A 20459-nucleotide genomic window follows, 5' to 3' on the forward strand; every position below is an offset into this window, starting at 1 on the left:
GCTCCTTCAAAAGAGGTTCTATCCTCTATTGGCTAAATGAGCTAATTTAACTCATCTGCCGTTTCAACAATCAGCCGTCTGAACCAGATATGGCTGGCGTCCTGGTGTAATAGCGGGCTCCAGATCATTTTTAGCTCTATCGACGGAATGGCAAAAGGCGGGTCCATAATGGCCATGGTTGGGTCATTTTCATATAATTTGGCGGCGCGGCTGGGCAGGGTGGCAATTAAATCGATACCCACCGCCAGGTGCATCGCCACATGGTAGTTTCGGGTAAATACCGAGATATTGCGCTGCTTGCCCAGCTTGGCTAAGGCCTCATCTACCCAGCCAAGCTTTTGCACATCTTTTGGATCCATACCGACGCCGACACCAAAACCGGTTTTACTAACCCAGATATGTTGGGCTTTTAAATAACTGTCCAGATTAAAGCGCTTAACTATAGGATCGCTGGCGTTAATAAGGCAGGAAAAGCTGTCGCGCCATACGGTTTTCTGGTGAAACGACTGCGGCAGTTGATCAAAGCGGTTAATCGCCATATCCACTTTGCCGTTTTCGACATCATGAAAGGTGACGTCTGACGGCGTCATAATATCCAGGCTGGTCAACGGTGCCTGTACGCGCATCTTCTTCAATAATGCCGGTATCAGCGTCGAAGCAGCGTAATCGCTGGCCATAATCCGGAATACCCGTTGGCTGTGCAGTGGCTCAAAGTCCTTATTTGGTTGCAGCGTTTCTTCTAAGGTAAGCAGCACCCCCCGCACCACCGGTGCCAGTTCGCGGGCGCGCTCGGTTGGCACCATGCCATCTGAAGTGCGAACCAGAATAGGATCATTTAATAAATCGCGCAGCCGTTTTAAGCCGTTGCTCATCGCCGGCTGGGTAATATTTAACTGATTGGCAGCCCGGGTCACGTTCTTTTCGCGCAATAACACATCCAGATAAACCAGCAGGTTTAAATCCATCTTATTAATATTCATCTGCAAAATACCTTGGGCTTTATTTATAACTGAGTTGAATCATAGCATTGGCCAAGCTGTCGCCGTCAAGCGCAAATTGGTATTCACTGAAAAAATGATGAGCATCATAAAAATCAGCTAGATGAATTGTTGTTTTGTTCTCTATAGTGAATAACAACAACCCGCACAACAGTTTTAGCAAGAGGAAACGGCCATGACAGCTTATCAAGATGATATCAAACACTTCGACAACGTATGCAAAGAGGCCGGTTCTGCCTGGAATGCGATCAGCCCGGAATATGCTGCACGGATGAAACTGCAAAACCGCTTTAAAACCGGGCTGGACATCGCCCAGTACACCGCCGACATTATGCGCGCTGACATGGAAGCTTACGACGGTGATACCAGTCAGTACACCCAGTCATTAGGCTGCTGGCATGGTTTTATTGGCCAGCAGAAACTGATCGCCATCAAGAAACATTTCGGTACCACCAAGAAAAAGTACCTGTATTTGTCGGGTTGGATGATTGCCGCGCTGCGCTCTGAGTTCGGGCCATTGCCGGATCAGTCGATGCATGAGAAAACCTCAGTACCGGCCTTAATCGAAGAGCTGTACACCTTTTTACGCCAGGCCGACGCCCGCGAGCTGGGTGGCTTATTCCGCCAGTTAGATGACGCGACCGACGCAGCGAAAAAAGCCGATATTCAGGCAAAAATTGATAACTTTGAAACCCATGTGGTGCCGATTATTGCCGACATTGACGCTGGTTTTGGTAACGCAGAGGCGACCTACTTACTGGCTAAAAAAATGATTGAAGCCGGTGCCTGCGCTATTCAGATTGAAAACCAGGTATCAGATGAAAAACAATGCGGCCACCAGGATGGCAAGGTTACCGTGCCGCACGCTGATTTTCTGGCAAAAATTAACGCCGTACGTTACGCCTTTTTAGAGTTAGGTATCGATAACGGTATTATTGTCGCCCGTACCGACTCGCTGGGTGCCGGTTTAACCAAGCAAATTGCCGTTACCAATGAGCCGGGCGATTTAGGTGACTTATATAACAGCTTCCTGGATGGTGATGTGATTAGCGGTGCTGACGATATTGCTAATGGCGATGTGGTCGTCAAAGCCAATGGCAAACTGTTAAAGCCAAAACGACTGGCCAGTGGTTTATTCCAGTTTAAACAGGGCAGCGGTATTGACCGGGTAGTGCTGGATTGTATTACCTCACTGCAAAATGGTGCCGATTTACTGTGGATTGAAACCGAAAAGCCGCATGTTGGCCAGATCGCTGAGATGGTAAACCGTATTCGTGAAGTGGTGCCTAATGCCAAGCTGGTTTATAACAACAGCCCGTCGTTTAACTGGACCTTAAATTTCCGTCAGCAGGTATTTGATGCCTGGCAGGCAGCCGGCAAAGATGTGACTGCTTATCAGCGTGCTCAGCTGATGAGCGCCGAGTATGACAGCACTGAACTGGCGCAGGAGGCGGATGAGCGTATTCGTACCTTCCAGGCTGACGCGGCGCGCGATGCCGGTATTTTCCACCACTTAATTACCCTGCCAACCTACCATACTGCGGCGTTGTCGACCGACAATCTGGCCAAAGAGTACTTTGGGGAGGCCGGTATGCTGGGCTACGTTGCCGGGGTGCAGCGTAAGGAGATCCGCGAGGGTATTGCCTGTGTCAAACACCAGAATATGTCAGGCTCTGATATCGGTGATGATCATAAAGAGTATTTCTCGGGTGAAGCTGCGTTAAAAGCCGGTGGTAAAGATAACACCATGAATCAGTTTTAAGCGGCTGGCTGGTTAAATTGTTTCGCTACGTGGTCAGTTGACCCCAGGCAGCCGTAAGGCTGCCTTTTTTGTAACAGCCTTAGCCGCAAGGCTGTCTTTTTTATTGGTCGTTTTGCGGCGGTCTGCTACCTTGCTGCGATCATTCGCTCAGCAGCGCTAAACTAATTTGTTCTGGCATGCTATGTTGTTCAGCAAAATCAGGATGATAACTGGCAAAATAGTATAACCATGAGTGACACATTTTTTTTCGGCGACTGGCAGGTAGAGGCCGCCGCCAACACCTTGCGTAAAGGCAAGCAAGTGCAGCAGCTGGAACCCAAAGCCATGGATGTGCTGGTATTGCTGTGTAGCAAACCGGGCGAGGTGCTTAGCAGCGACGATATTGTCAGGCAATGCTGGCCGGATACCGATACCGGTGATAACCCGCTGCATAAAACCATTACCCAGCTGCGTAAAGCGCTGGGCGATAATGCTACTCATCCGACATTTATTGAAACTATCCGCAAGCGGGGTTATCGCACCCTGGCCGAGGTGCGTTTTCCGCTGGGTCAACAGCAGAGTGTCAGTCAGCAAAGCTGGCAGCAGGGCTCGCCCTTTCCAGGCTTGCAGGCCTATGACGCCCGTTTTGCCAGCGTGTTTTTTGGCCGCGGCGCGCAAATCGATACCTTACTGAGCCGTATAGCCCAGCAAATAAAATTTGGCCGCGATTTTTGTCTGCTGCTTGGGCCAAGTGGCAGCGGTAAGTCGTCACTGATTAATGCCGGGGTCATGCCCAACCTACTGCAAGCCGGCGGCTTTAATGGTGTTGAGGTAGTGTCGTACAGCAGCCTGGATTTAGCCGATGTCAGTCAGGATCAGTTATTCAGCAGTCTGGCCAGTGCCTTGCTGGACTGGGAGCTGGGCCCGGAGCAGACCCCGGTATTTGCCGGTGACAGTGCCGCCAGCCTGGCTGAAAAACTGCAGCAGCAAACTGACGCCGTCTGTCAGCATTGCAAAACCTTACTGGCAAACAACCGCCAGCATACCCGCCGCTTTGCGCTGTTTGTCGACCGCTTAGAAGTATTGTTATCGTCACCGCTATTTAGCGAGCAGCAACGAACCGATTTTGTCGCGCTGCTGGAGCAGCTGGCCAGCAGTGGTGCTGTGCTGATTATCAGCGCCTGTCGCAATGAGTTTTATCCCGATCTAGTGGCTTACCCCAGTTTAATGGCGGGTAAAGCCAAAGGCGCTCATTTTGATTTAGCGGCGCCCGGGCGCGCTGATTTACTGCAAATGATCCGCTTACCGGCGCTGGCTGCCGGGCTTAGCTTTGATACTGATCCGGCTAATGCTCTGGGGCTGGATGAAATACTGATGCAGGAAGCGGCCAGTAACCCTGATGCACTGCCAATGCTGCAATATACCCTGCAGCAGTTGTATTTGCAGCGCAGCGAGGATAATAAATTACTGTTGTCGGTGTATAACGCCTTAGGCGGCATTGAAGGCGCTATTGGTAAAAATGCCGAGCAGGCAATTAACCGTTTGCGTAAAGCCGAACAAGACAGCTTGCCGCGGGTATTGTCACTACTGGTGACCTTGCGCGAAGACGAGCAAAGCATTACCAGCCGCAGCGCCAGGCTGCAACAGCTAGAGACTGATGCTGAGCGGGCACTGGTTAATACTATGATTGAGCAGCGGTTGTTTGTCTCGCATCTGCAACATGGCGAACCCTGTTTCAGTATTGCTCATGAGGCATTGTTACGCCGCTGGCCGCGCGCCACCGCCTGGATAGCCGAACACTTTGACAGCTTAAGTGTAAAAAGCCGGCTGCTGCATTTAAGTCAGCGCTGGCGCAGCGAACAGCAAAACAGTGCTTACTTACTGGCCGAGGGTAAGCCGCTGCAGGAAGCACTGCTGCTGCAGCAAAACCAGCTGTTTCAGCTGGATAAACAGGAAACCGAGTTTATTCAGGCATCAGGCGCCAAAGCGCGGTTAAAGCGCTGGAGCCGGCGCGCCACCCTGGCCGTGCTGTGCCTGCTTACCGTTACCGCTGTTACGATGAGTGTGCGCAGTTTTAATGCTGAACAACAGGCGCAGCAAAAAAGGCTGGCCGCCGAAAACCTGCTGGGTTTTATGGTAGGGGAGTTTGCCGACAAGCTGCGCAGCATCGGCCGGATGGACTTGCTTGACGGTATCAGCAATAAAGCGCTGGAGTATTTTACCGACTACAGCAGTGATGACAGCAGTTTAAGTATTGCCGCCAGGCTGCAGCATGGCCAAACGCTGGAAGCGATGGGCGAGGTGGCCTATTCGCGCGGTAAAACCGACGAAGCAGTAGCAGCATTACAAGCCGCCCGGGTGCAGTTAGAGGCCGTACTGGCGCAGCAGCCGGATAATTTAGAGCTGTTAAAAACCCTGGGTGCCAATGCCTTCTGGCTTGGGCAAATTCAGTATGACGCCAGTAACTGGCAGGCTACCCAGCCGGAGTTTCAGCGCTATTACCAGTATAGCGAGCGCATGTATCAGTTAGCCCCTGAAGATTTAGATGCCATTATGGAGTTGTCGTATGCCACTAACTCCTTGGGGTCGCTGGCTATGAAGCGTCAACAATTTGATATTGCGCAGCAGAATTTTGAGGAGTCTTTGCGGTTAAGATTGTTAGTGCAAGCACAGCAGCCAGACAATAAAAAACTGGTGGCAGATATTGCTAATACCCGCTCCTGGCTGGCCAGTGCGGCGCTGGCACAGGGCGATATCAGTGCTGCTGTATCTGTGCATAATGATATTCAGCAAGCCATGTTGAATGCTGGCAATGATGCAGAGCTCTACTTATTGGAGATATTAGTCAGTAGTTACCAATTGTCTGCAAATTTACTGGGCTTTCTGGGACAGTATTCGGATGCCCTGAGTAATGTTAAGGCGTCTACTGTGATTATCAACAGAGCACTTACGCAAGACCCCGACAGCAGTCGCTGGCGAAACAATAAATACTACGCTTTTTATCAGTCACTGAAATTTTCGCCGGATAACTCTGTGCAACATATTAAACAAAGTCCGGCAAAATTGGCTGAGTTGTTACAACAGGATGGCTCAGATTTGTCTGCATTGACAGACAGACTGATGCTGGCCAGGCAATGGCTGACTGCTGCAGAACAGCTGCTTGCCAAAGGAGATGTTCAAACAAGTATCCGTTTTGGCCAGCAAGCGCTTGCCGCGTATCAGGAGCTGATCGGACAAAATAGCAGTAATCTTCGTTTTATTGTCGCCAGATCAAATAGCTATCTGCTGTTGGCAAAAGCGCTGGCCAAAACCGATTGGCAACAAGCGCAAACGTATTGCCAAAATGCGCTGGTCGATCTTGCCGATATCGTCAAAAAAAACAAAGAGCCTGAATTTACCATTCCCTATGTTAAAGCGCTTGACTGTCAGGGGACATTGAATAATCAGTCCGACGTTGTAATGCTATTAAAGCAACATGGTGCACTAAATTTTAACTTTTAACGCTTAACTATAAATCACTAAAATAAGGAAAAACAGATGGTCAATCCTCAGGCTGCAGAATTAATTCAGGTTATGGTGAACCTGGTAAACGGCGAACCCCAATTCAGCTATTTAGACAATGGCGGTCAGCCAATTGATGGCGATGTGACCGTGACACAGGCTGAAACCATAACTTATCAGCTGGTCGATAATACCGGCAAAGGCCTGAAATTTGCCGGTGCCGGTTTTACCACACTTTTTGATGGTGTGATCGACAGTGTTACCCTGTCAGCTGATGGCATGCAACTGCAAATGGTTGATACTGACCAAACAGCCGGCAGCAGTAAATTTCAGTTTGTTCTGACAAACACGACAAACAGCCTGATGATCTTAAGCCCGGATCCTGAAGTTAAAAATGTACCACCACAATAACAGCTGAGATTAGCAGATAAATACAAAAGCCCGCTGACGAACTTTTTGTATTTAGTAATTCTCCTTTTGGGCAAGTTCATTAATTACAATAACGTAAATCAGATGGTTGCCAGCAGGTTTCTGGGCGTAGTAAAGGCTAACGTTGGCAGCCGTTACGCCAATTTGTTTAAAGTCGTTGCTTCAAAGTAGTAACAGCGGATCGGCGCCTTATCTGGTACCGATCCTTTTGCCAGCTACTGGTTAATATCAATAAATATTGAATTAAACTGACTGCGGTTACCTAAAAGTCGTTCGTTTGACGGCATTTTGCTGGCAGCAGTTTTACTTTGCAGGTATTGCTGGTAAGTCTGTTGCTCACCATAGCGATACATACTGGCAAAAATCGATATGTTTTCTTCGTCTAATAAAGCTTCGACCCCATAATCATCAGGTAAAGGATTGTCGGGTATAGTACCGCGCTTAGGGCCATAAAAGGTTTGCGTATAAATGCTACCGTCAACCAGAGTTGTCAGCAGACCAATTGAAAATGTTTCAAAGTCACTGACAGCGCTCAAATCATAACTGGTTGAAGCTGAGTTTAGCCAGTTCATCACTCCCTGCATAAGTTGAAGGGGGCCATCTGCCTGCGGTAAATCAACATTTAAGGTAGTGCTGTAGGGCGGGGCAACACTGTGACGTTGCATCCTGCCAACGCGGACTCTAACGTCATCATAGTAATCAGTATAACTATCATTGGCTCTGAGACTAATCGCAGCTAGTCCCGGTAAATCATCAAAAAGCTGAATATTGGCAGAAGGGGATACCCGACTGTGTGAAATATGGGCATTAGCAAAGTTATGGACGACGCTGGAGAAGGTACTGGAGGGATCAAAGTTTGCCGAGTATGAGATAGGCGTCTGGTCCAGCACTAATGTCAGCGGGTCTGCCGGGTTGTATTCTGATAAATATCCCGCTGCTTCAAACTGTTCATCCCGGTGGGTATTGGCATAGAGAACAGGCCATTGCCCGCCTGTTGAGCGACATATTTCGACATTATTGAACAGGACAACATTGGAGCTCACTCCGCTATAGTATGCTGCGGTGTAGACGTTATGACCTGAAAGTTGCGCACCGTAAGTTAGGGTGTTGACATCAGAGATAATCGCAACAGTGGTTGTCTGACATTCACATCCTTGATTTGAAACGCCCGGAATAGTGTAAACCCCGATATCACCAACCGGATGCTGGGTGAAGGTATCAATGCTAATACGGCGTGAGGCTCCCGAGCCGCTAGTACCAATAAAGCTAAGGTTTACCAATTCTGTTTTAGGGATCCTGGCGCTTATATTGCCATTACTATCAGCTTTGTGCCGGCTTTTTATCGCCCAGTTATTATCGTAAACCACCAGTTCAGCGGTTGACGCCGCAACCGTGGTATTGCACACCGTGGGCTGAACCACTGATGCGCTGAGCGTTACTGTATCGCCATTTCCTGTGCCGCCGGTGTTGTCAGCAGTATCGCTATCCGAACCGCCGCAGGCGGTTAACATGGCACTACTTATTAACAGCAGTGGTAAAGCTAATATCCGTATTGTTGTCATAATTTTGTCCTTAGAAAAAACACGAATATACGCAAAATGAAATTAACGGACAATATGGCTTATAAAAAATAATTTATGGTTATTTTTATCTAGAACGTGGGGGCAGATAGGTTGATATAACTCAGACGCTTTATTTTTTAACTTTATAAAACAAAGGTTTAATTCAGAAGGTTGTCAGAAGGTTTGCATGCATAGAAAACGCTAAAGTTGGCAGCAGTTAAGCCAACTTAGTGAGATACGCTGATGAAAACTGCATACAACAAAAACCAGCTGCAACCTTTGGCCCTGAACGATGACAGCTTGTGGGGAGATGAAAATGGCGTGGCCAGTGGCCTGGATGTCGGCAGTTTTATACAGTATCTGGCTGAAGCGGTGCTGATTGTCAGCCCTGATGGCATTATTGAGTGCGCCAATGCCAAAGCCGCGTTGTTATTAAATTGCATTGCTCAGCCACTGATTGGCCAGCAGTGGCCGCAGTTTTTAGTCAGCCGTTGTCAGCAGCAGTACGATGGCTTAGTAAAGATGGTAGCAAAACGCATATTATCCTTGCAGGCGGGCCCCACTGAAATGGCTTTGCGCTGTGCCGATGGAGTGATAAAGGACATTGAGCTGTCGGTGTCTTTTTTGCCTGAACCTCAAGCAAGGCTGGTACTGGTGATGCGCGACTTAAGCCGTTATAAAGCAGAGTGTGAGCAGCTGCGGTTGCAAGCTACTACCGATGCGTTAACCGGCCTGGCCAATCGTCGTGGTTTTGACGAGCAACTTCATAAGCAGTGGCAGCAATGCACTGAAGCAAGATTGCCGTTAAGTGTCGTGATTATCGATATCGACTTTTTTAAACAATTTAATGACCAGTATGGCCATATTCAGGGCGATGCCTGCTTGCGCAAAGTGGCCTCAGCCATAGTGCAGGCCATGCCACAAGACGCTAAACTGGCGGCACGTTATGGCGGGGAAGAGTTTGCACTGATCCTGCCGAATCATAATGAGAACAGCGCGATTAAAGTGGCGGGGCAAGTGCAAAAAGCGGTGCGGCAGCTGCAGTTTCGCGATGCGGGTTTACCCGCATCAACTTGTGTGTCGGTAAGCCAGGGCGTCGCGACAGAATTCAGTGGCCAGTACCGCACCAGTATGGCGCTGCTGTGCGCGGCTGATACGGCGTTATATCGGGCGAAATCAGCCGGCCGCGATTGTATTAATACCAGTAACTGATAAGCCTGAGCGCGGCGATAACGATAACGGCGTTAGTGCAGCTGCTGGCTCAACTCCCTGATTTCAGGATCAGGGTTTCAGTGCCAAAGCTCAGGGTGTCACCGGCATTAACCTGTTTCCGTTTCTGGGTTTCTACCAACCCATTTACTTTTACCAGGCCAGCATCAACTGCGGCTTTGGCTTCGCCGCCACTGCTGCATAAACCTTCAAATTTTAACACTTTATAGAGTTCTACCGGTTGCTTGCTCAGGATAACGTCACGGGTGTTATTGCTCATATTGGTAGCCTTATAATCATTATTTTAAACGGGTTCGGTTAAATTTAAATGTGGTTTGCCAACCAGGTAGGCACGACGAAACTGGCTGAAATACTCAGCCAGCCGGTTGGCGGCATTCACTTCGTCAGCCATTATCAGTACCTCTATCGCCACTTCAGCAGTGCAAAGCTGATGCAAATGCGCTGCTTCGCGCAGGGCATAACGTGACGCCTGTTCCGGCTGAATGCCCAGCACCGGCAATTTTGCCAGATAAGGACTTTTAAACATTTTTTTTGCTTCGCGCCAGGTGCCATCCAGCATCACAAATAATGGAATTTTGCCCAGCGTCGCATGGCGCAGTTGGTCGCTGTTTTGCAGACAGCGCTCTGGCGCAGCGTATTGCTGCGGAAATACCAGCACCGGTGCATAGCGCTGATCATTAAGCAGCGTCAGCAACGCCGGATCGGGCCGGGTCCGATCCCAGACAAAGGCATGGTTGTCGGCAATCACATCGCATATCAGTCTGCCGGTATTGCTGGGCTTATAACATTCGCCGGTATACATAATAAAACAGAATGCACAATTACCTGCTGCTTCAGGCTTAGCCGCGCAGATACACTGACTAACGGGTAATAAGCAAAGCCCGCAACGTATCACCTTGCTGCCTCTGGCATTAAATACCCTTTGCGATTTTGCCAGTTGCTCAGTTCGTAGTTCCAGCACTGCATTGCGAGAAGGCGTCAGGGGTTGCGACATTGTCAAATTCAGTCAGCCATACAAAGGCCGCTATTATAGCGGCTTTTAGCAGTAGCTGCGCGCTGATTTCAGAGGCAGATTTTTTAATCTTCATAAAACTGCCATGTTCAGCCGCCAGACATCAGATATGCTGTGTTATCACTATTACTGTTGTGTATAAGAGGTTTAGTTGCAACTGCAGGATATGCTGCCGGAGCTTGAGCAACTGCAGCAATTAATTGCCAGCGCGCCACAGGCGCTTCGCTCAGAAATACTGACCACAGTACCTCATATGACCGAGCAATTGCCGGTGTATGCGCTAGCGTTGGGTAACCCCGATCCAAGGTTGCCAGCAGTAGTGCTGGTGGGTGGGGTCCATGGCCTGGAGCGGATAGGTACCCAGGTAGTGCTGGCGTATCTGCAAACCCTGCTGCAGCGACTGCCCTGGGATAAATGTTTACAGCATACGCTGGAACATTGCTGCATCTATTTTGTGCCGCTGCTCAATCCGGCCGGCATGGCAAATGGCTGGCGGGCGAACGGCAATTGTGTTGATTTAATGCGTAATGCGCCGGTAGAGTGTCAGGAAAGGGCTGCGTGGCTGGTCGGCGGCCAGCGCTTCAGCCGGGCCATACCCTGGCACCGCGGCCGGGCGGATAAAATGGAAACAGAAAGCCAGGCCCTGGTCAGTTATATCTGCCGCGAGTTATTTGGCCGGCCGTTCTCGCTGGTATTGGATTGTCATTCCGGCTTTGGTCGTACAGACCGGATCTGGTTTCCTTACGCAAAAAGCGCCCGCCAGCCTATTTCGCATCTGGCTGAAATGTATCGCCTGCGGCAGCTGTTTTTTCAGACTTATCCGCATCAGAATTATATTTTTGAACCACAGTCGCAGCATTATTTGTGTCATGGCGATTTATGGGATTATTTGTACGATCAGGCGTTGGCGCAGCACACTACCATGCTGCCACTGACCCTTGAAATGGGCTCGTGGAACTGGGTGCGGAAAAATCCGTTTCAGTTGTTATCCAGCCTTGGCATGTTTCATCCGGTAAAACCGCACCGGGTAAAACGGGTGCTGCGCAGTCATCTGATCCTGATTAATTTTCTGATTAATGCTTCCTTGTCTTATCAGAACTGGTTACCGTTAACCCATCGACAGCAACTGGAAAATACAGCGCTGAGACTATGGTATCCGTAACCAACGATAACACCCCGTTATTACTGCTGCGAGGTTTAACCCGCGAGCAGCGCCATTGGGGCCGGTTCAGAGCAATGCTGGCAGAAAAACTGGCAAACCCGGTACTGGGTTTTGACTTTGCCGGCAGCGGTGAGCTTTATCAGCAACGATCGCCCGCCGATATCAGCGCCCTGCGCCAGTCTGTTCGCAGCCAGTTGCAGAACCATTCTGCGTTTACCGGTAGAGTACATCTGGTAGCGTTGTCATTAGGTGGCATGCTGGCAGCAGACTGGGCGCTGGCATACCCTGCAGAAGTGGCTTCTATCACCCTGATTAACAGCAGTGCCAGGCCGCTGGCGCCATTTTATCAGCGCTTACGCTGGCAGAATTACCCGGCGCTGGCCGGCTTGTTTTTACTATCAGCCAGTAAGCGCGAACAGCGTATTTTAGCGCTGACTACCGCCCGGGCGTATCAAAACCTGCAGATTGTCAGCCAGTGGCAGGCCTGGCAACAGCAACGACCGGTGTCAGCTGGCAACGCCTTGCGTCAGCTACTGGCCGCCAGTCGGTTCAGCCTGACGGCGAAGCCAACCTGTCCGGCGCTGATTATCAGTAGTCAGGCCGATAAGCTGGTTAACCCGCAATGCTCAGTGGCGCTGGCAGACTATCTTCAGGCCGCTCATCAGCAGCATAGCTGGGCGGGTCATGATATTGCCCTGGATGACCCCGACTGGCTGGCCCGGCAAATAAGCCAATTTATTCAGCAGCTGTGTTAATCTAGCGCTTATTTTTGCCGGAACACGTTATGTCGATAGCCCGCCAGGCCTCTGAAATTACTTTGCCAGCGATTAACGATGGCTGGGATACGGTGTTGCAGTTTTTATGCAGCCGTTTTCCGTTTATCAGCGAGGCCGTGTGGCGCGAGCGGATGGCAGCAGGCAAAGTGTACTGGTTTAGTGGCGATACGGTAACGCCGGTAACGCCCTTCTTGCCAAGTAAAAGACTATGCTATTACCGCGAAGTTGCCGCAGAGCCGGTGATTCCGTTGACTCATCATATTATCTTTCAGAATGAGCATATTATTGTTGCGGATAAACCGCACTTTTTACCGGTTACCCCGGGCGGCGACTATGTTAATGAGTGCTTACTGGCCCGCTTACAACACGATACCGGTAGTGCTGATATAGTGCCGGTACACCGGTTGGACCGTGATACCGCCGGGCTGGTGCTATTTTCTGTAAACCCGGATAGCCGGGCGGCGTATTATCAGTTGTTTAGTCACGGCGCTATCGAAAAGCAGTATCAAGCAGTGGCCAGATTAACCGCAGCGCTGTGGCAGGCAGATTTACCACAGCACTGGCATATTGAAAACCGGATTGAAAAAAGTCAGCCGCGCTTTATCAACGCCATTGTGGCGGGCGAGGTTAATGCGGTATCTGATATTACGCTTGTAGCGAAAGACGGCGGGCTGGGCATGTTTGAATTAACGCCGCAAAGTGGTAAAACCCATCAGCTGCGGCTGCATATGTTAAGTCTGGGGATGCCTATTTTATATGATAACTATTATCCGCAGTTATTGCCGAAACAGCCGCCCCAGTTTGCGACACCACTGCAACTGTTAGCAAAACAACTAAGCTTTACCGATCCGGTCAGTGGTCAGCCATATCATTTTTGCAGTAAGCAGTTACTTAGCGCCTGGCCTTTTTAGCTGCGTGACTAGCGGTTTTGCTGGTGCTGCTGCAGTAATTTGTCCAGTTGATTGGCAAACGCCTGGCGATCGCTCTGGGTTAACGGCGGTGGCCCGCCGGTATGCACGCCGCTGCCGCGCAGGGTATCCATAAAATCGCGCATGGTTAGTTTTTGTTTAATGGTGTCAGTGCTGTAAAGCTCACCCCGCGGGTTCAGCGCCCGGCCACCTTTGGCTAAGATATCTGCCGCCAGCGGAATATCGGCGGTAATCACCAGATCGCCTGGTTGACAGCGGCGGACGATCTCGTTGTCAGCTTCATCAAAACCATGGGCTACCTGCAGGCTGCTGAGATAAGGTGATGGCGGCACCCGCATTGATTGATTCGCCACCAGCACAGTGCTGATTTGTCGTTTGATGGCAGCCTTGAATAAAATGTCTTTAATTACCACCGGACAGGCATCTGCATCAACCCATATTTTCATTGCGTTGCTCACTTAGTTTTTCATTCATAATGTTCATTAATGTTTGTCATTAGGTGGCAAGGGGATCGCCAGGCTGAACTCAGTTCCTTTATCCACTGTGGTTTTCATTTCAATGTTACCGTTTAGAACCTGAGTAACCAGATTGTAACATAGATGCAGGCCTAGTCCTTTGCTCTGACTAGCCCGACGGGTGGTTACAAAGGGGTTAAATACAATATCCTGAACACTGGCATCGATACCTTTGCCATTATCGACGACTTTAATCTGCAATTGCTGTTTGCCGCGCTGAATTTCCAGCCGTATCTCACCGTGATCATCCGGTTCAAAAGCGTGCAGTAACGCGTTCTCCAGCAGGTGGGTCAGCACGGTGGCAAGGGCACTTGCCCGCAGTTGCAACGTTAGATTATCCGGACACTGCAAAATGATGCCAACAGCGGCGTTGGGTGGATTAAGCCTGGCAATCAGATGCTGCAGCCAGGGCTTGAGTTTAATGTTTACGGTATCCGTCGCGGTTTCATTTACGGCCAGTTGTTTAAACTGGGTAACAAGATCTGCAGCCCGTTGCAAGTTATAGTTAATCAGATTCAGGTGTTGTTCGCTGTCGCTGACAAACTGACTAAAGGCTTTGGTGCTCAGGGTTTTATTGGCAAAATGTTGCTTTAATTCTGCCAGTTTTCCCATCAACGCGCTGCTTGCGGTAATGCTGACCCCAACCGGGGTATTGATTTCGTGCGCGACGCCAGCCACTGTTTGACCCAGCGCAGCCATTTTTTCATTTTCCAGCAAGCTTTGCTGGGCAATTTTTAGCTGCTGACTGCGCTCTTCTACCAGTCTGGCTAGTTCTCTGGCCTGTGATTTTGCCACCTGTGTCCGCACTTTTATCAACAGGTATATCGCAAGTGGCACGCCAAGCGTCAGTAGCATAGCAAACCACCATTGTTGCCAGAACGCCGGTTTGACGGTGAGTTGCAACTCGGTCTGCTGCTCGCTCCATTGACCCGTGCGGTTGGTAGCCTGAACTTGTAACGTGTAGTGGCCTGGCCACAGGTTGGTATAACTGGCAATTCGCTGACTGGCATCAGAATATTGCCAGTCCTGATCAAGGCCCTGCAGTCGGTAGCGATACTCTAACTGTTGCGGTGCAGATAAATCCATGGCGCTGAATTCGACGCTGAAACTGCGCTCGTCCGCATCGAGGGTAATGGCGCGCTGCTCAGGTGCCAGCTGTCGGCTGCGCCCATGCACTTTGAGCTCTGACAGCAACACTTGCGGCTGGTACTGCCACGGACTGAATTGTGCGGGATCGATCACCAATAGTCCGTTACTGCCACCATACAACAACAGCCCATTTTGGGTTTTGGTATAGGCGCGATACCAGGGGGTGCCTATATCGACACCATCCGCCGGGGTAAGGCGGTACAAGCGGTTAGTTTCCGGGTTAAACCGGTATTTCGCCGACCAGATATTGCCCAGACTGTCTTCCAGTAAATTAGCGCCAAAATCTTCCGACAAGTTGCTATTGGCAAAGCTCACTTTGTGCATCGCCGGTTTACGCTGTTGATATTGGCTATAATTAAACTGATACAAGCCCACCGGGGTATCCAGCCACAGCCGGTTTTGACTGTCATTCAGTAAGCCATGAATGCTGCTGATCTGGTCGCTTGTTATCTCCTGACCGGTAGGAATAGCAGCAGTATCAGCTTCGATCAGATAGAGTCCGCTGGCACCGGTACCCAGCCAGATATTGCCATTATGGTCTTCAACGATGGCATTAATATAATCCTGTAAAGGTTCACCGTTGTTTAGTTTGATCCGGACAAAGCGTTGTTGCTGTGGTTGCCATAGCGCCACCCCGGTACTGCTCCCCAGCCAGAGTCGTTGCTGGCTATCAATAAACAGGGTACGAACATTGGTGCGCCAGATCCCTTGTTCAGGCCCCACTAACCTGAACTGGCCACTACCGGCAGTGTAGCGATATAGTTGCCCCGGGTTGACCCCCAGCCAGATAGTGCCATCGGCTTGTTCGGCCATTGCGGTAATCCAGCCATGCTCTAATTTTCCGGGAGTATCTGCTTGTGGCTGGTGACGGGCGACAATGCCGCTAATGGGATCAATGACCTCAATCCCCTTGCCACGGCTACCCAGCCAGATCCTGCCATTAGTCAGTTCGAGTACACTGCTGATATTTCCACTGCTGATACTGCCATCATCGACCAGACTTTGCCGCAGAGTACTAACGCCAGCCTGGCCGTCAAAGCGCTGTAAGCCACCACCATAGCCACCAAGCCATATTTTTCCTGCCCGATCCTTCAGCAAGGTTCGCACATCCTGATGGGCCAGGCTGAAGGAATTTGACATATCATGCTGATAATAACCCAGCAGCTTTTTATTGGTCGGGTTAACACGCATAATTCCGGCAAAGCCCGCCAGCCAGACTTCATCGTCACTCACTTGCAGAATATCGTATACCGGGCCCGGGGTATTGTCGGCAGCAATGGTCTCTGTTACTGGCTTAAGGTTTCGATTGGACTGAATTACAAAGGCCCCGGCACCGGCTGTGCCCAGCCAGATCTCATTTGCCACCCGGGCCAGCGCTAATACCTGTCCCAGCTCAATGCCTGAGGTTTGTATTTGTTGCGGCCCGGCGCTGCCAGGGGGTAACAGAAATAAGCCGTGCCGACTGCCAATCCATAAATTCCCCTGCGGATCGGTCAATAACGCTCTTATGTCCTGTAGCTCTGTCTGTGGTGGTACAAACTGCATCACCTGACCATTTTGATTAAGCAGTACCATGCCCTGGTTTCCTGCCAACCAAATGTTGCCATTACTATCCTCAGTTATGGCCTGTACCTGAGAGCCAAAATCATCAGCGATACCCGGTGCGGTAATGTTGGGTTGATAAAAACTGTCATTACCGCTGTCGTAGCGTTGAATGCCGCCAGGGGCTGTGGCCAGCCATAAGGTGCCATCACTGGCATGTAGCAAATCCCGGACAAAATTACCGGCAATGCTATTGTTAATGAGATTTTTATTTTGCAGCGACAGCGGACTGGATTGCAAGTAACGGCGAAAACGGTAGCCATCATAGCGGACAAGACCGCCGGCACTGCCAATCCACAAGCGGCCATAACTGTCCTGCGCCAGTTTGGTGACAATATTGTCGGGAATTTGCTGCTGGTCACTTATGCTGACAAAAAACTCACTGGCCGGAGGGAAGTAGGCCGCGACCTGTTGTTCGCTGTCAGCGTGCTGAGCTAACGCTGCAGGCAGTGGTAAAACCAGGCTGGTTACACAAAATAGGAGGACCAGAGCAAATTGTGTCAGAAAACGATAGATCAAGGCGTAGTGCTCTTGGTGTTAGCGGTATAGGTTAAATTTACGTCTGTTTTTATTAAAAATCAATTAATTAACTGTAGTTTTAATTGTGGTATTAAATCCGTGGCCACCAGCCAGGGATGTGGTTGTTGCCTGGCCAGACGGACCGCGGTATTCAGGTGTAACCAGGCACCAAGCTGACAGGCATCCACACCAGTTAACCCCTGTGCTAACAGGGCCGCAATAATACCGCTCAGCACATCGCCCATGCCGCCGCTGGCCAGAGCAGGGCTGGCCGCAGCCAACAACCTTACGTCGCCACTTTGATCAGAAATCAGGGTGCCCGCGCCCTTTAACAGAATAGCGCCGCCAAAGCGCTGTTGCAACTTACGTATAGCTGCCAGCCGGTCTTGCTGAATATCCTGGCCGCTGCACTTCAGCAAACGGCCGGCTTCGCCGGGATGGGGAGTTAAAACCCAATTTTGCCGTTTTAGCGTCGCCAGCTCTGACTCTGCCAGGCCAGCGATATAGTTGAGAGCGTCAGCATCCAGCAACATGGGTTTGTTGGTAGCCAGTGCTTGCACCATTAATGCCTGGCCCCAGCTTTGTGTGCCAAGACCAGGGCCAATAGCAATAACATCGGCTGTTTGCAGCAGGCGGGCACAATCTGTGCTGCTTACCATCACTTCTGGCTGACGTGTCAGCATAGCGCCGGCATGCTCACTGCGACTGTATAAACTTACCATACCTGCACCGCAGTTCACCGCGGCCTGCGCCGTCATCATTGCCGCACCGCCAAAACCGTGATCCCCTCCAATTACCAGGACGTGGCCAAAGTGACCTTTATGGCTGTTAGCGGCTCGTTGCGGCAGTCTGTGGCGTAATGATCCAGCCGCAATACTCTGGCATGCTGGCTTAGTGCCTGCAAGCGCGCTGTCCAGTTGCAGTGGGCTTAACCACAGCTCACCACAATGATCCAGGCCATCTTGCATGAGTAAGCCGGATTTGATACCAATAAAACTCAGGGTAGTGCTGGCTTTTACTGCAACTGGCATGGCGGCGCCGCTATCTGCACTCAGACCACTTGGAATATCCACAGCCAGCACCGGTTTGCCACTTTGATTAATTTGCGTTATCAGCGCGCGGGTTGGCTTATCCAGTGGCCGGTTCAGGCCCGTCCCAAATAACGCATCAACTAGCAGCTGCGCGTCGGGGAATTCATCTACCAATGGCACGCCAGCTTTGGCTGCTGCTGAGGCTGCCTGCTTAGCTGTTGTGCCAAGCCTGCTATGGTCACCATGTTGCAACAGCCTGATATCGTAACCACTGGCCCGGGCCAGTGCGGCAAGTAAGTAGCCATCGCCACCGTTATTGCCACTGCCGGCATACACCAGAATGGTGCGGGGGGCTGGCCATTGTTGCTGCAGCAATTTAAGTAACGCTGCCGCGGCCCGTTGCATTAGAACATAGCCGCCGTTATTGCCAAGCTCAGTTATCGCCTGTTGTTCCACCTTAACAATACTTTGTGCAGTATACAGCGCTTGTTGCTGGTGGATGTCTACCGGAAATAAGTCAGTGGTGCAGGTATTATCTGGCATTGTTTGTCTCACTGGTAATATCATCGTTAGCATAGCGCAGACAGAATCGCAGGTTATCCGGGTAAGGAAAAATATCTTCTACTATGCCCTTGCTGATAGCCTGTTGTTTGGTCCGCCAGTAAGCCGCATCCAATAATTCGGGGTGCTTGCCAAAGAGCAGCTGGCGGATTTCTGGTTGCGGGGTAACAAAGGTGGCCATTTGCTCCGGGAATACATCGCCTGGTGCGGCGCAGCAATTTGCCTCGGCATTAATGGCGTCTTCAAAATTATCGGATTTAGGTAATGAGCGAAAATTGACATCCAGTAAGTACTGTACTTCGTCATAGTCATAAAATACCACCCGTTTATGCCGGGTTACGCCAAAGTTCTTCAGTAACATATCGCCCGGGAAAATATTGGCAGCGATCATTTCTTTAATGGCATTGCCGTAGTCAGCCATGATGGTTGCTTTTTCAGCTGCGCTGGCCTGCTCCAGATAAATGTTCAGGGGCACCATCCGCCGTTCTATATATAAATGTTTAATCACCACAAGTTCGTCATCGATTTGCAGCGATCCACCAATTGTGGCGATTAACTCCTGCAATAGTTCCGGGGTAAATCGGTTTTTTGGCAAGGCTACATCAGAATACTCCAGGGTATCTGCCATTCTACCTACCCGATCATGCTTTTTAACCAGCAGATAACGCGCTTTGACCGTAGCACGACCAAACTCCTTACTGGGGGCAAACTTATCGCGGATAACTTTAAAAACATAAGGGAAAGAGGGCAGGGTAAACACCATCATCACCATGCCGCGAATACCTGGGGCGGCAACAAACTGATCATTGCTTTTGGTTAAATGGCTTAACAGCTCGCGGTAGAACTCGGTTTTACCTTGTTTATGCAGGCCAATGCTGGCATAGAGTTCGGCCAGGGTTTTATGTGGCAGTAATTCCCGTAAAAAATGCACCAGTGCGGAGGGAACAGGGCATTGCACCATAAAATAGGCGCGGGAGAAGCCAAATATAATACTCATATGCTGCGGATCGGTCAGCAGGGTATCAAGGTATAAGCCAGCACCTTGTTGATGCAACAGCGGAATAATAAACGGCTGCTGGCCATCGGGGGTAACCACCCGGCCGACAATATAAGCCGCTTTATTGCGGAAAAACACAGATTTAAGCATATCAAAGCGAATTTGGTGTACCGGATAACGGCCATGCTCTGACTGATGAATAAAGCTCTTAACAATGTAGCGAATGTCACGTTCAAGATTAATAAAAGGGGTGGTAAAAGCAAAGTGGGCGACAATTCGGCGGATACTTTGTTTTAAGCCATCCTCTGCCGGAAAGTAGCTTTGATATACCGATGAGATCGGCGCTGGCAGATGCTGCTGGTTTAGCGTTGATTCAACAAAAATATTCTGATTGTGGTAGTACTTGCGGGCGAACAGCCTGCAAAACACCGAGTTATAAAATGTTTCTGCCAGTTCTGCTTGTGGGTGAAACAGCAGATATTGCAAATACTGCTGTTTCACCTGCTGCCAAAGTGACTCGTTCAGACAATCCGATGGCATGGCCTGCTTCAGTTCAGCTACCGTTTCGGCAACCCGCTGATCATAAAACGAAATCCGCTCTGAGCTATCCTGCTGATAAGCTCGCCAGTCGGCTTGTTCAAACCGTTGCTTAGCTTTGGCTGTCACTTTCTGAAACAGCTGAAAGTGTTTGCGAAAGCCCCGCAGGATCATTTCAGCAATTTGCCGGGTCTGGCTCATAGCGGTA

At 50.2% G+C, this 20459-nt stretch carries 15 protein-coding genes; 7 read left to right on the forward strand and 8 right to left on the reverse strand.

Features of this window, described 5'->3' with window-relative positions:
• Positions 1 to 41: 41 nt before the first annotated feature.
• A complete protein-coding gene (locus B2Q61_RS08650) occupies positions 42 to 980 on the reverse strand; it encodes a LysR family transcriptional regulator (RefSeq protein ID WP_290618675.1) in 939 nt (312 codons plus the stop codon).
• A 193-nt stretch (positions 981 to 1173) separates the two neighbouring features.
• Here B2Q61_RS08650 and B2Q61_RS08655 point away from each other — a divergent pair, with 193 nt between their 5' ends.
• The 3 genes from B2Q61_RS08655 to B2Q61_RS08665 all read left to right on the forward strand — a co-directional run bounded on the left by B2Q61_RS08655 (position 1174) and on the right by B2Q61_RS08665 (position 6651).
• Entirely contained in the window at positions 1174 to 2760 is a 1587-nt protein-coding gene (locus tag B2Q61_RS08655) for an isocitrate lyase (protein WP_290618673.1), read from the forward strand.
• 228 nt (positions 2761 to 2988) lie between these two features.
• Positions 2989 to 6240, forward strand: a complete 3252-nt coding sequence (locus B2Q61_RS08660) for a winged helix-turn-helix domain-containing protein (protein ID WP_290618671.1) — start codon at positions 2989 to 2991, stop codon at positions 6238 to 6240.
• 36 nt (positions 6241 to 6276) lie between these two features.
• Positions 6277 to 6651: a DP-EP family protein gene (locus B2Q61_RS08665; protein ID WP_290618669.1), complete on the forward strand. Its 375-nt coding sequence runs from the start codon at positions 6277 to 6279 to the stop codon at positions 6649 to 6651.
• A gap of 233 nt (positions 6652 to 6884) precedes the next feature.
• Here the strand turns inward: B2Q61_RS08665 and B2Q61_RS08670 are convergent, their stop codons facing one another.
• Positions 6885 to 8231 carry a hypothetical protein gene (locus tag B2Q61_RS08670; RefSeq protein WP_290618667.1) on the reverse strand — a complete coding sequence of 449 codons (1347 nt, stop codon included), beginning with the start codon at positions 8229 to 8231 and terminating at the stop codon, positions 6885 to 6887.
• Positions 8232 to 8474: 243 nt separating this feature from the next.
• Here B2Q61_RS08670 and B2Q61_RS08675 point away from each other — a divergent pair, with 243 nt between their 5' ends.
• Positions 8475 to 9443: a sensor domain-containing diguanylate cyclase gene (locus tag B2Q61_RS08675; RefSeq protein ID WP_290618665.1), complete on the forward strand. Its 969-nt coding sequence runs from the start codon at positions 8475 to 8477 to the stop codon at positions 9441 to 9443.
• 49 nt (positions 9444 to 9492) lie between these two features.
• Here the strand turns inward: B2Q61_RS08675 and B2Q61_RS08680 are convergent, their stop codons facing one another.
• Positions 9493 to 9720, reverse strand: coding sequence for an RNA-binding S4 domain-containing protein (locus tag B2Q61_RS08680; protein ID WP_290618663.1), 228 nt, complete (start codon positions 9718 to 9720; stop codon positions 9493 to 9495).
• Positions 9721 to 9744: 24 nt separating this feature from the next.
• A complete protein-coding gene (locus B2Q61_RS08685) occupies positions 9745 to 10455 on the reverse strand; it encodes a tRNA-uridine aminocarboxypropyltransferase (RefSeq protein ID WP_290618661.1) in 711 nt (236 codons plus the stop codon).
• A gap of 169 nt (positions 10456 to 10624) precedes the next feature.
• Between B2Q61_RS08685 and B2Q61_RS08690 the strand changes: the two genes are divergently transcribed.
• From B2Q61_RS08690 to B2Q61_RS08700, 3 genes are read left to right on the forward strand one after another with little or no spacing between them, the layout of a single operon-like run.
• Positions 10625 to 11635: a M14 family zinc carboxypeptidase gene (locus tag B2Q61_RS08690; RefSeq protein ID WP_290618659.1), complete on the forward strand. Its 1011-nt coding sequence runs from the start codon at positions 10625 to 10627 to the stop codon at positions 11633 to 11635.
• Entirely contained in the window at positions 11623 to 12390 is a 768-nt protein-coding gene (locus B2Q61_RS08695; protein ID WP_290618657.1) for an alpha/beta fold hydrolase, read from the forward strand. Before B2Q61_RS08690 ends, B2Q61_RS08695 begins: the two co-directional genes overlap by 13 nt.
• Positions 12391 to 12419: 29 nt before the next feature.
• On the forward strand, positions 12420 to 13322 hold the full coding sequence (locus tag B2Q61_RS08700) for a pseudouridine synthase (RefSeq protein ID WP_290618655.1): 903 nt from the start codon (positions 12420 to 12422) through the stop codon (positions 13320 to 13322).
• A gap of 8 nt (positions 13323 to 13330) precedes the next feature.
• On the opposite strand, the gene B2Q61_RS08705 is transcribed toward B2Q61_RS08700, so the two are convergent.
• Genes B2Q61_RS08705 through aceK form a run of 4 tightly spaced genes read right to left on the reverse strand, consistent with a single transcriptional unit; the run spans position 13331 to position 20452 of the window.
• Positions 13331 to 13786 carry a YaiI/YqxD family protein gene (locus B2Q61_RS08705; protein WP_290618653.1) on the reverse strand — a complete coding sequence of 152 codons (456 nt, stop codon included), beginning with the start codon at positions 13784 to 13786 and terminating at the stop codon, positions 13331 to 13333.
• A gap of 36 nt (positions 13787 to 13822) precedes the next feature.
• Positions 13823 to 17125, reverse strand: coding sequence for a sensor histidine kinase (locus B2Q61_RS08710; protein WP_290618650.1), 3303 nt, complete (start codon positions 17123 to 17125; stop codon positions 13823 to 13825).
• 59 nt (positions 17126 to 17184) lie between these two features.
• On the reverse strand, positions 17185 to 18699 hold the full coding sequence (locus B2Q61_RS08715) for an NAD(P)H-hydrate dehydratase (protein WP_290618648.1): 1515 nt from the start codon (positions 18697 to 18699) through the stop codon (positions 17185 to 17187).
• Positions 18689 to 20452, reverse strand: coding sequence for a bifunctional isocitrate dehydrogenase kinase/phosphatase (aceK, locus tag B2Q61_RS08720; RefSeq protein WP_290618646.1), 1764 nt, complete (start codon positions 20450 to 20452; stop codon positions 18689 to 18691). The genes B2Q61_RS08715 and aceK overlap by 11 nt, the downstream gene beginning before the upstream one ends.
• Positions 20453 to 20459: the final 7 nt, after the last annotated feature.

Origin of the sequence: Arsukibacterium sp. UBA5043 (genome assembly GCA_002415085.1) — a bacterium.
Lineage (GTDB): Bacteria > Pseudomonadota > Gammaproteobacteria > Enterobacterales > Alteromonadaceae > Alishewanella.

Excerpts from the sequence above, each read along its gene's own strand:
- B2Q61_RS08650 (WP_290618675.1), bottom strand. The coding sequence starts at position 980 with ATGAATATTAATAAGATGGATTTAAACCTGCTGGTTTATCTGGATGTG.
- B2Q61_RS08655 (WP_290618673.1), top strand. The coding sequence starts at position 1,174 with ATGACAGCTTATCAAGATGATATCAAACACTTCGACAACGTATGCAAA.
- B2Q61_RS08660 (WP_290618671.1), top strand. The coding sequence starts at position 2,989 with ATGAGTGACACATTTTTTTTCGGCGACTGGCAGGTAGAGGCCGCCGCC.
- B2Q61_RS08665 (WP_290618669.1), top strand. The coding sequence starts at position 6,277 with ATGGTCAATCCTCAGGCTGCAGAATTAATTCAGGTTATGGTGAACCTG.
- B2Q61_RS08670 (WP_290618667.1), bottom strand. The coding sequence starts at position 8,231 with ATGACAACAATACGGATATTAGCTTTACCACTGCTGTTAATAAGTAGT.
- B2Q61_RS08675 (WP_290618665.1), top strand. The coding sequence starts at position 8,475 with ATGAAAACTGCATACAACAAAAACCAGCTGCAACCTTTGGCCCTGAAC.
- B2Q61_RS08680 (WP_290618663.1), bottom strand. The coding sequence starts at position 9,720 with ATGAGCAATAACACCCGTGACGTTATCCTGAGCAAGCAACCGGTAGAA.
- B2Q61_RS08685 (WP_290618661.1), bottom strand. The coding sequence starts at position 10,455 with ATGTCGCAACCCCTGACGCCTTCTCGCAATGCAGTGCTGGAACTACGA.
- B2Q61_RS08695 (WP_290618657.1), top strand. The coding sequence starts at position 11,623 with ATGGTATCCGTAACCAACGATAACACCCCGTTATTACTGCTGCGAGGT.
- B2Q61_RS08700 (WP_290618655.1), top strand. The coding sequence starts at position 12,420 with ATGTCGATAGCCCGCCAGGCCTCTGAAATTACTTTGCCAGCGATTAAC.
- B2Q61_RS08705 (WP_290618653.1), bottom strand. The coding sequence starts at position 13,786 with ATGAAAATATGGGTTGATGCAGATGCCTGTCCGGTGGTAATTAAAGAC.
- B2Q61_RS08715 (WP_290618648.1), bottom strand. The coding sequence starts at position 18,699 with ATGCCAGATAATACCTGCACCACTGACTTATTTCCGGTAGACATCCAC.
- aceK (WP_290618646.1), bottom strand. The coding sequence starts at position 20,452 with ATGAGCCAGACCCGGCAAATTGCTGAAATGATCCTGCGGGGCTTTCGC.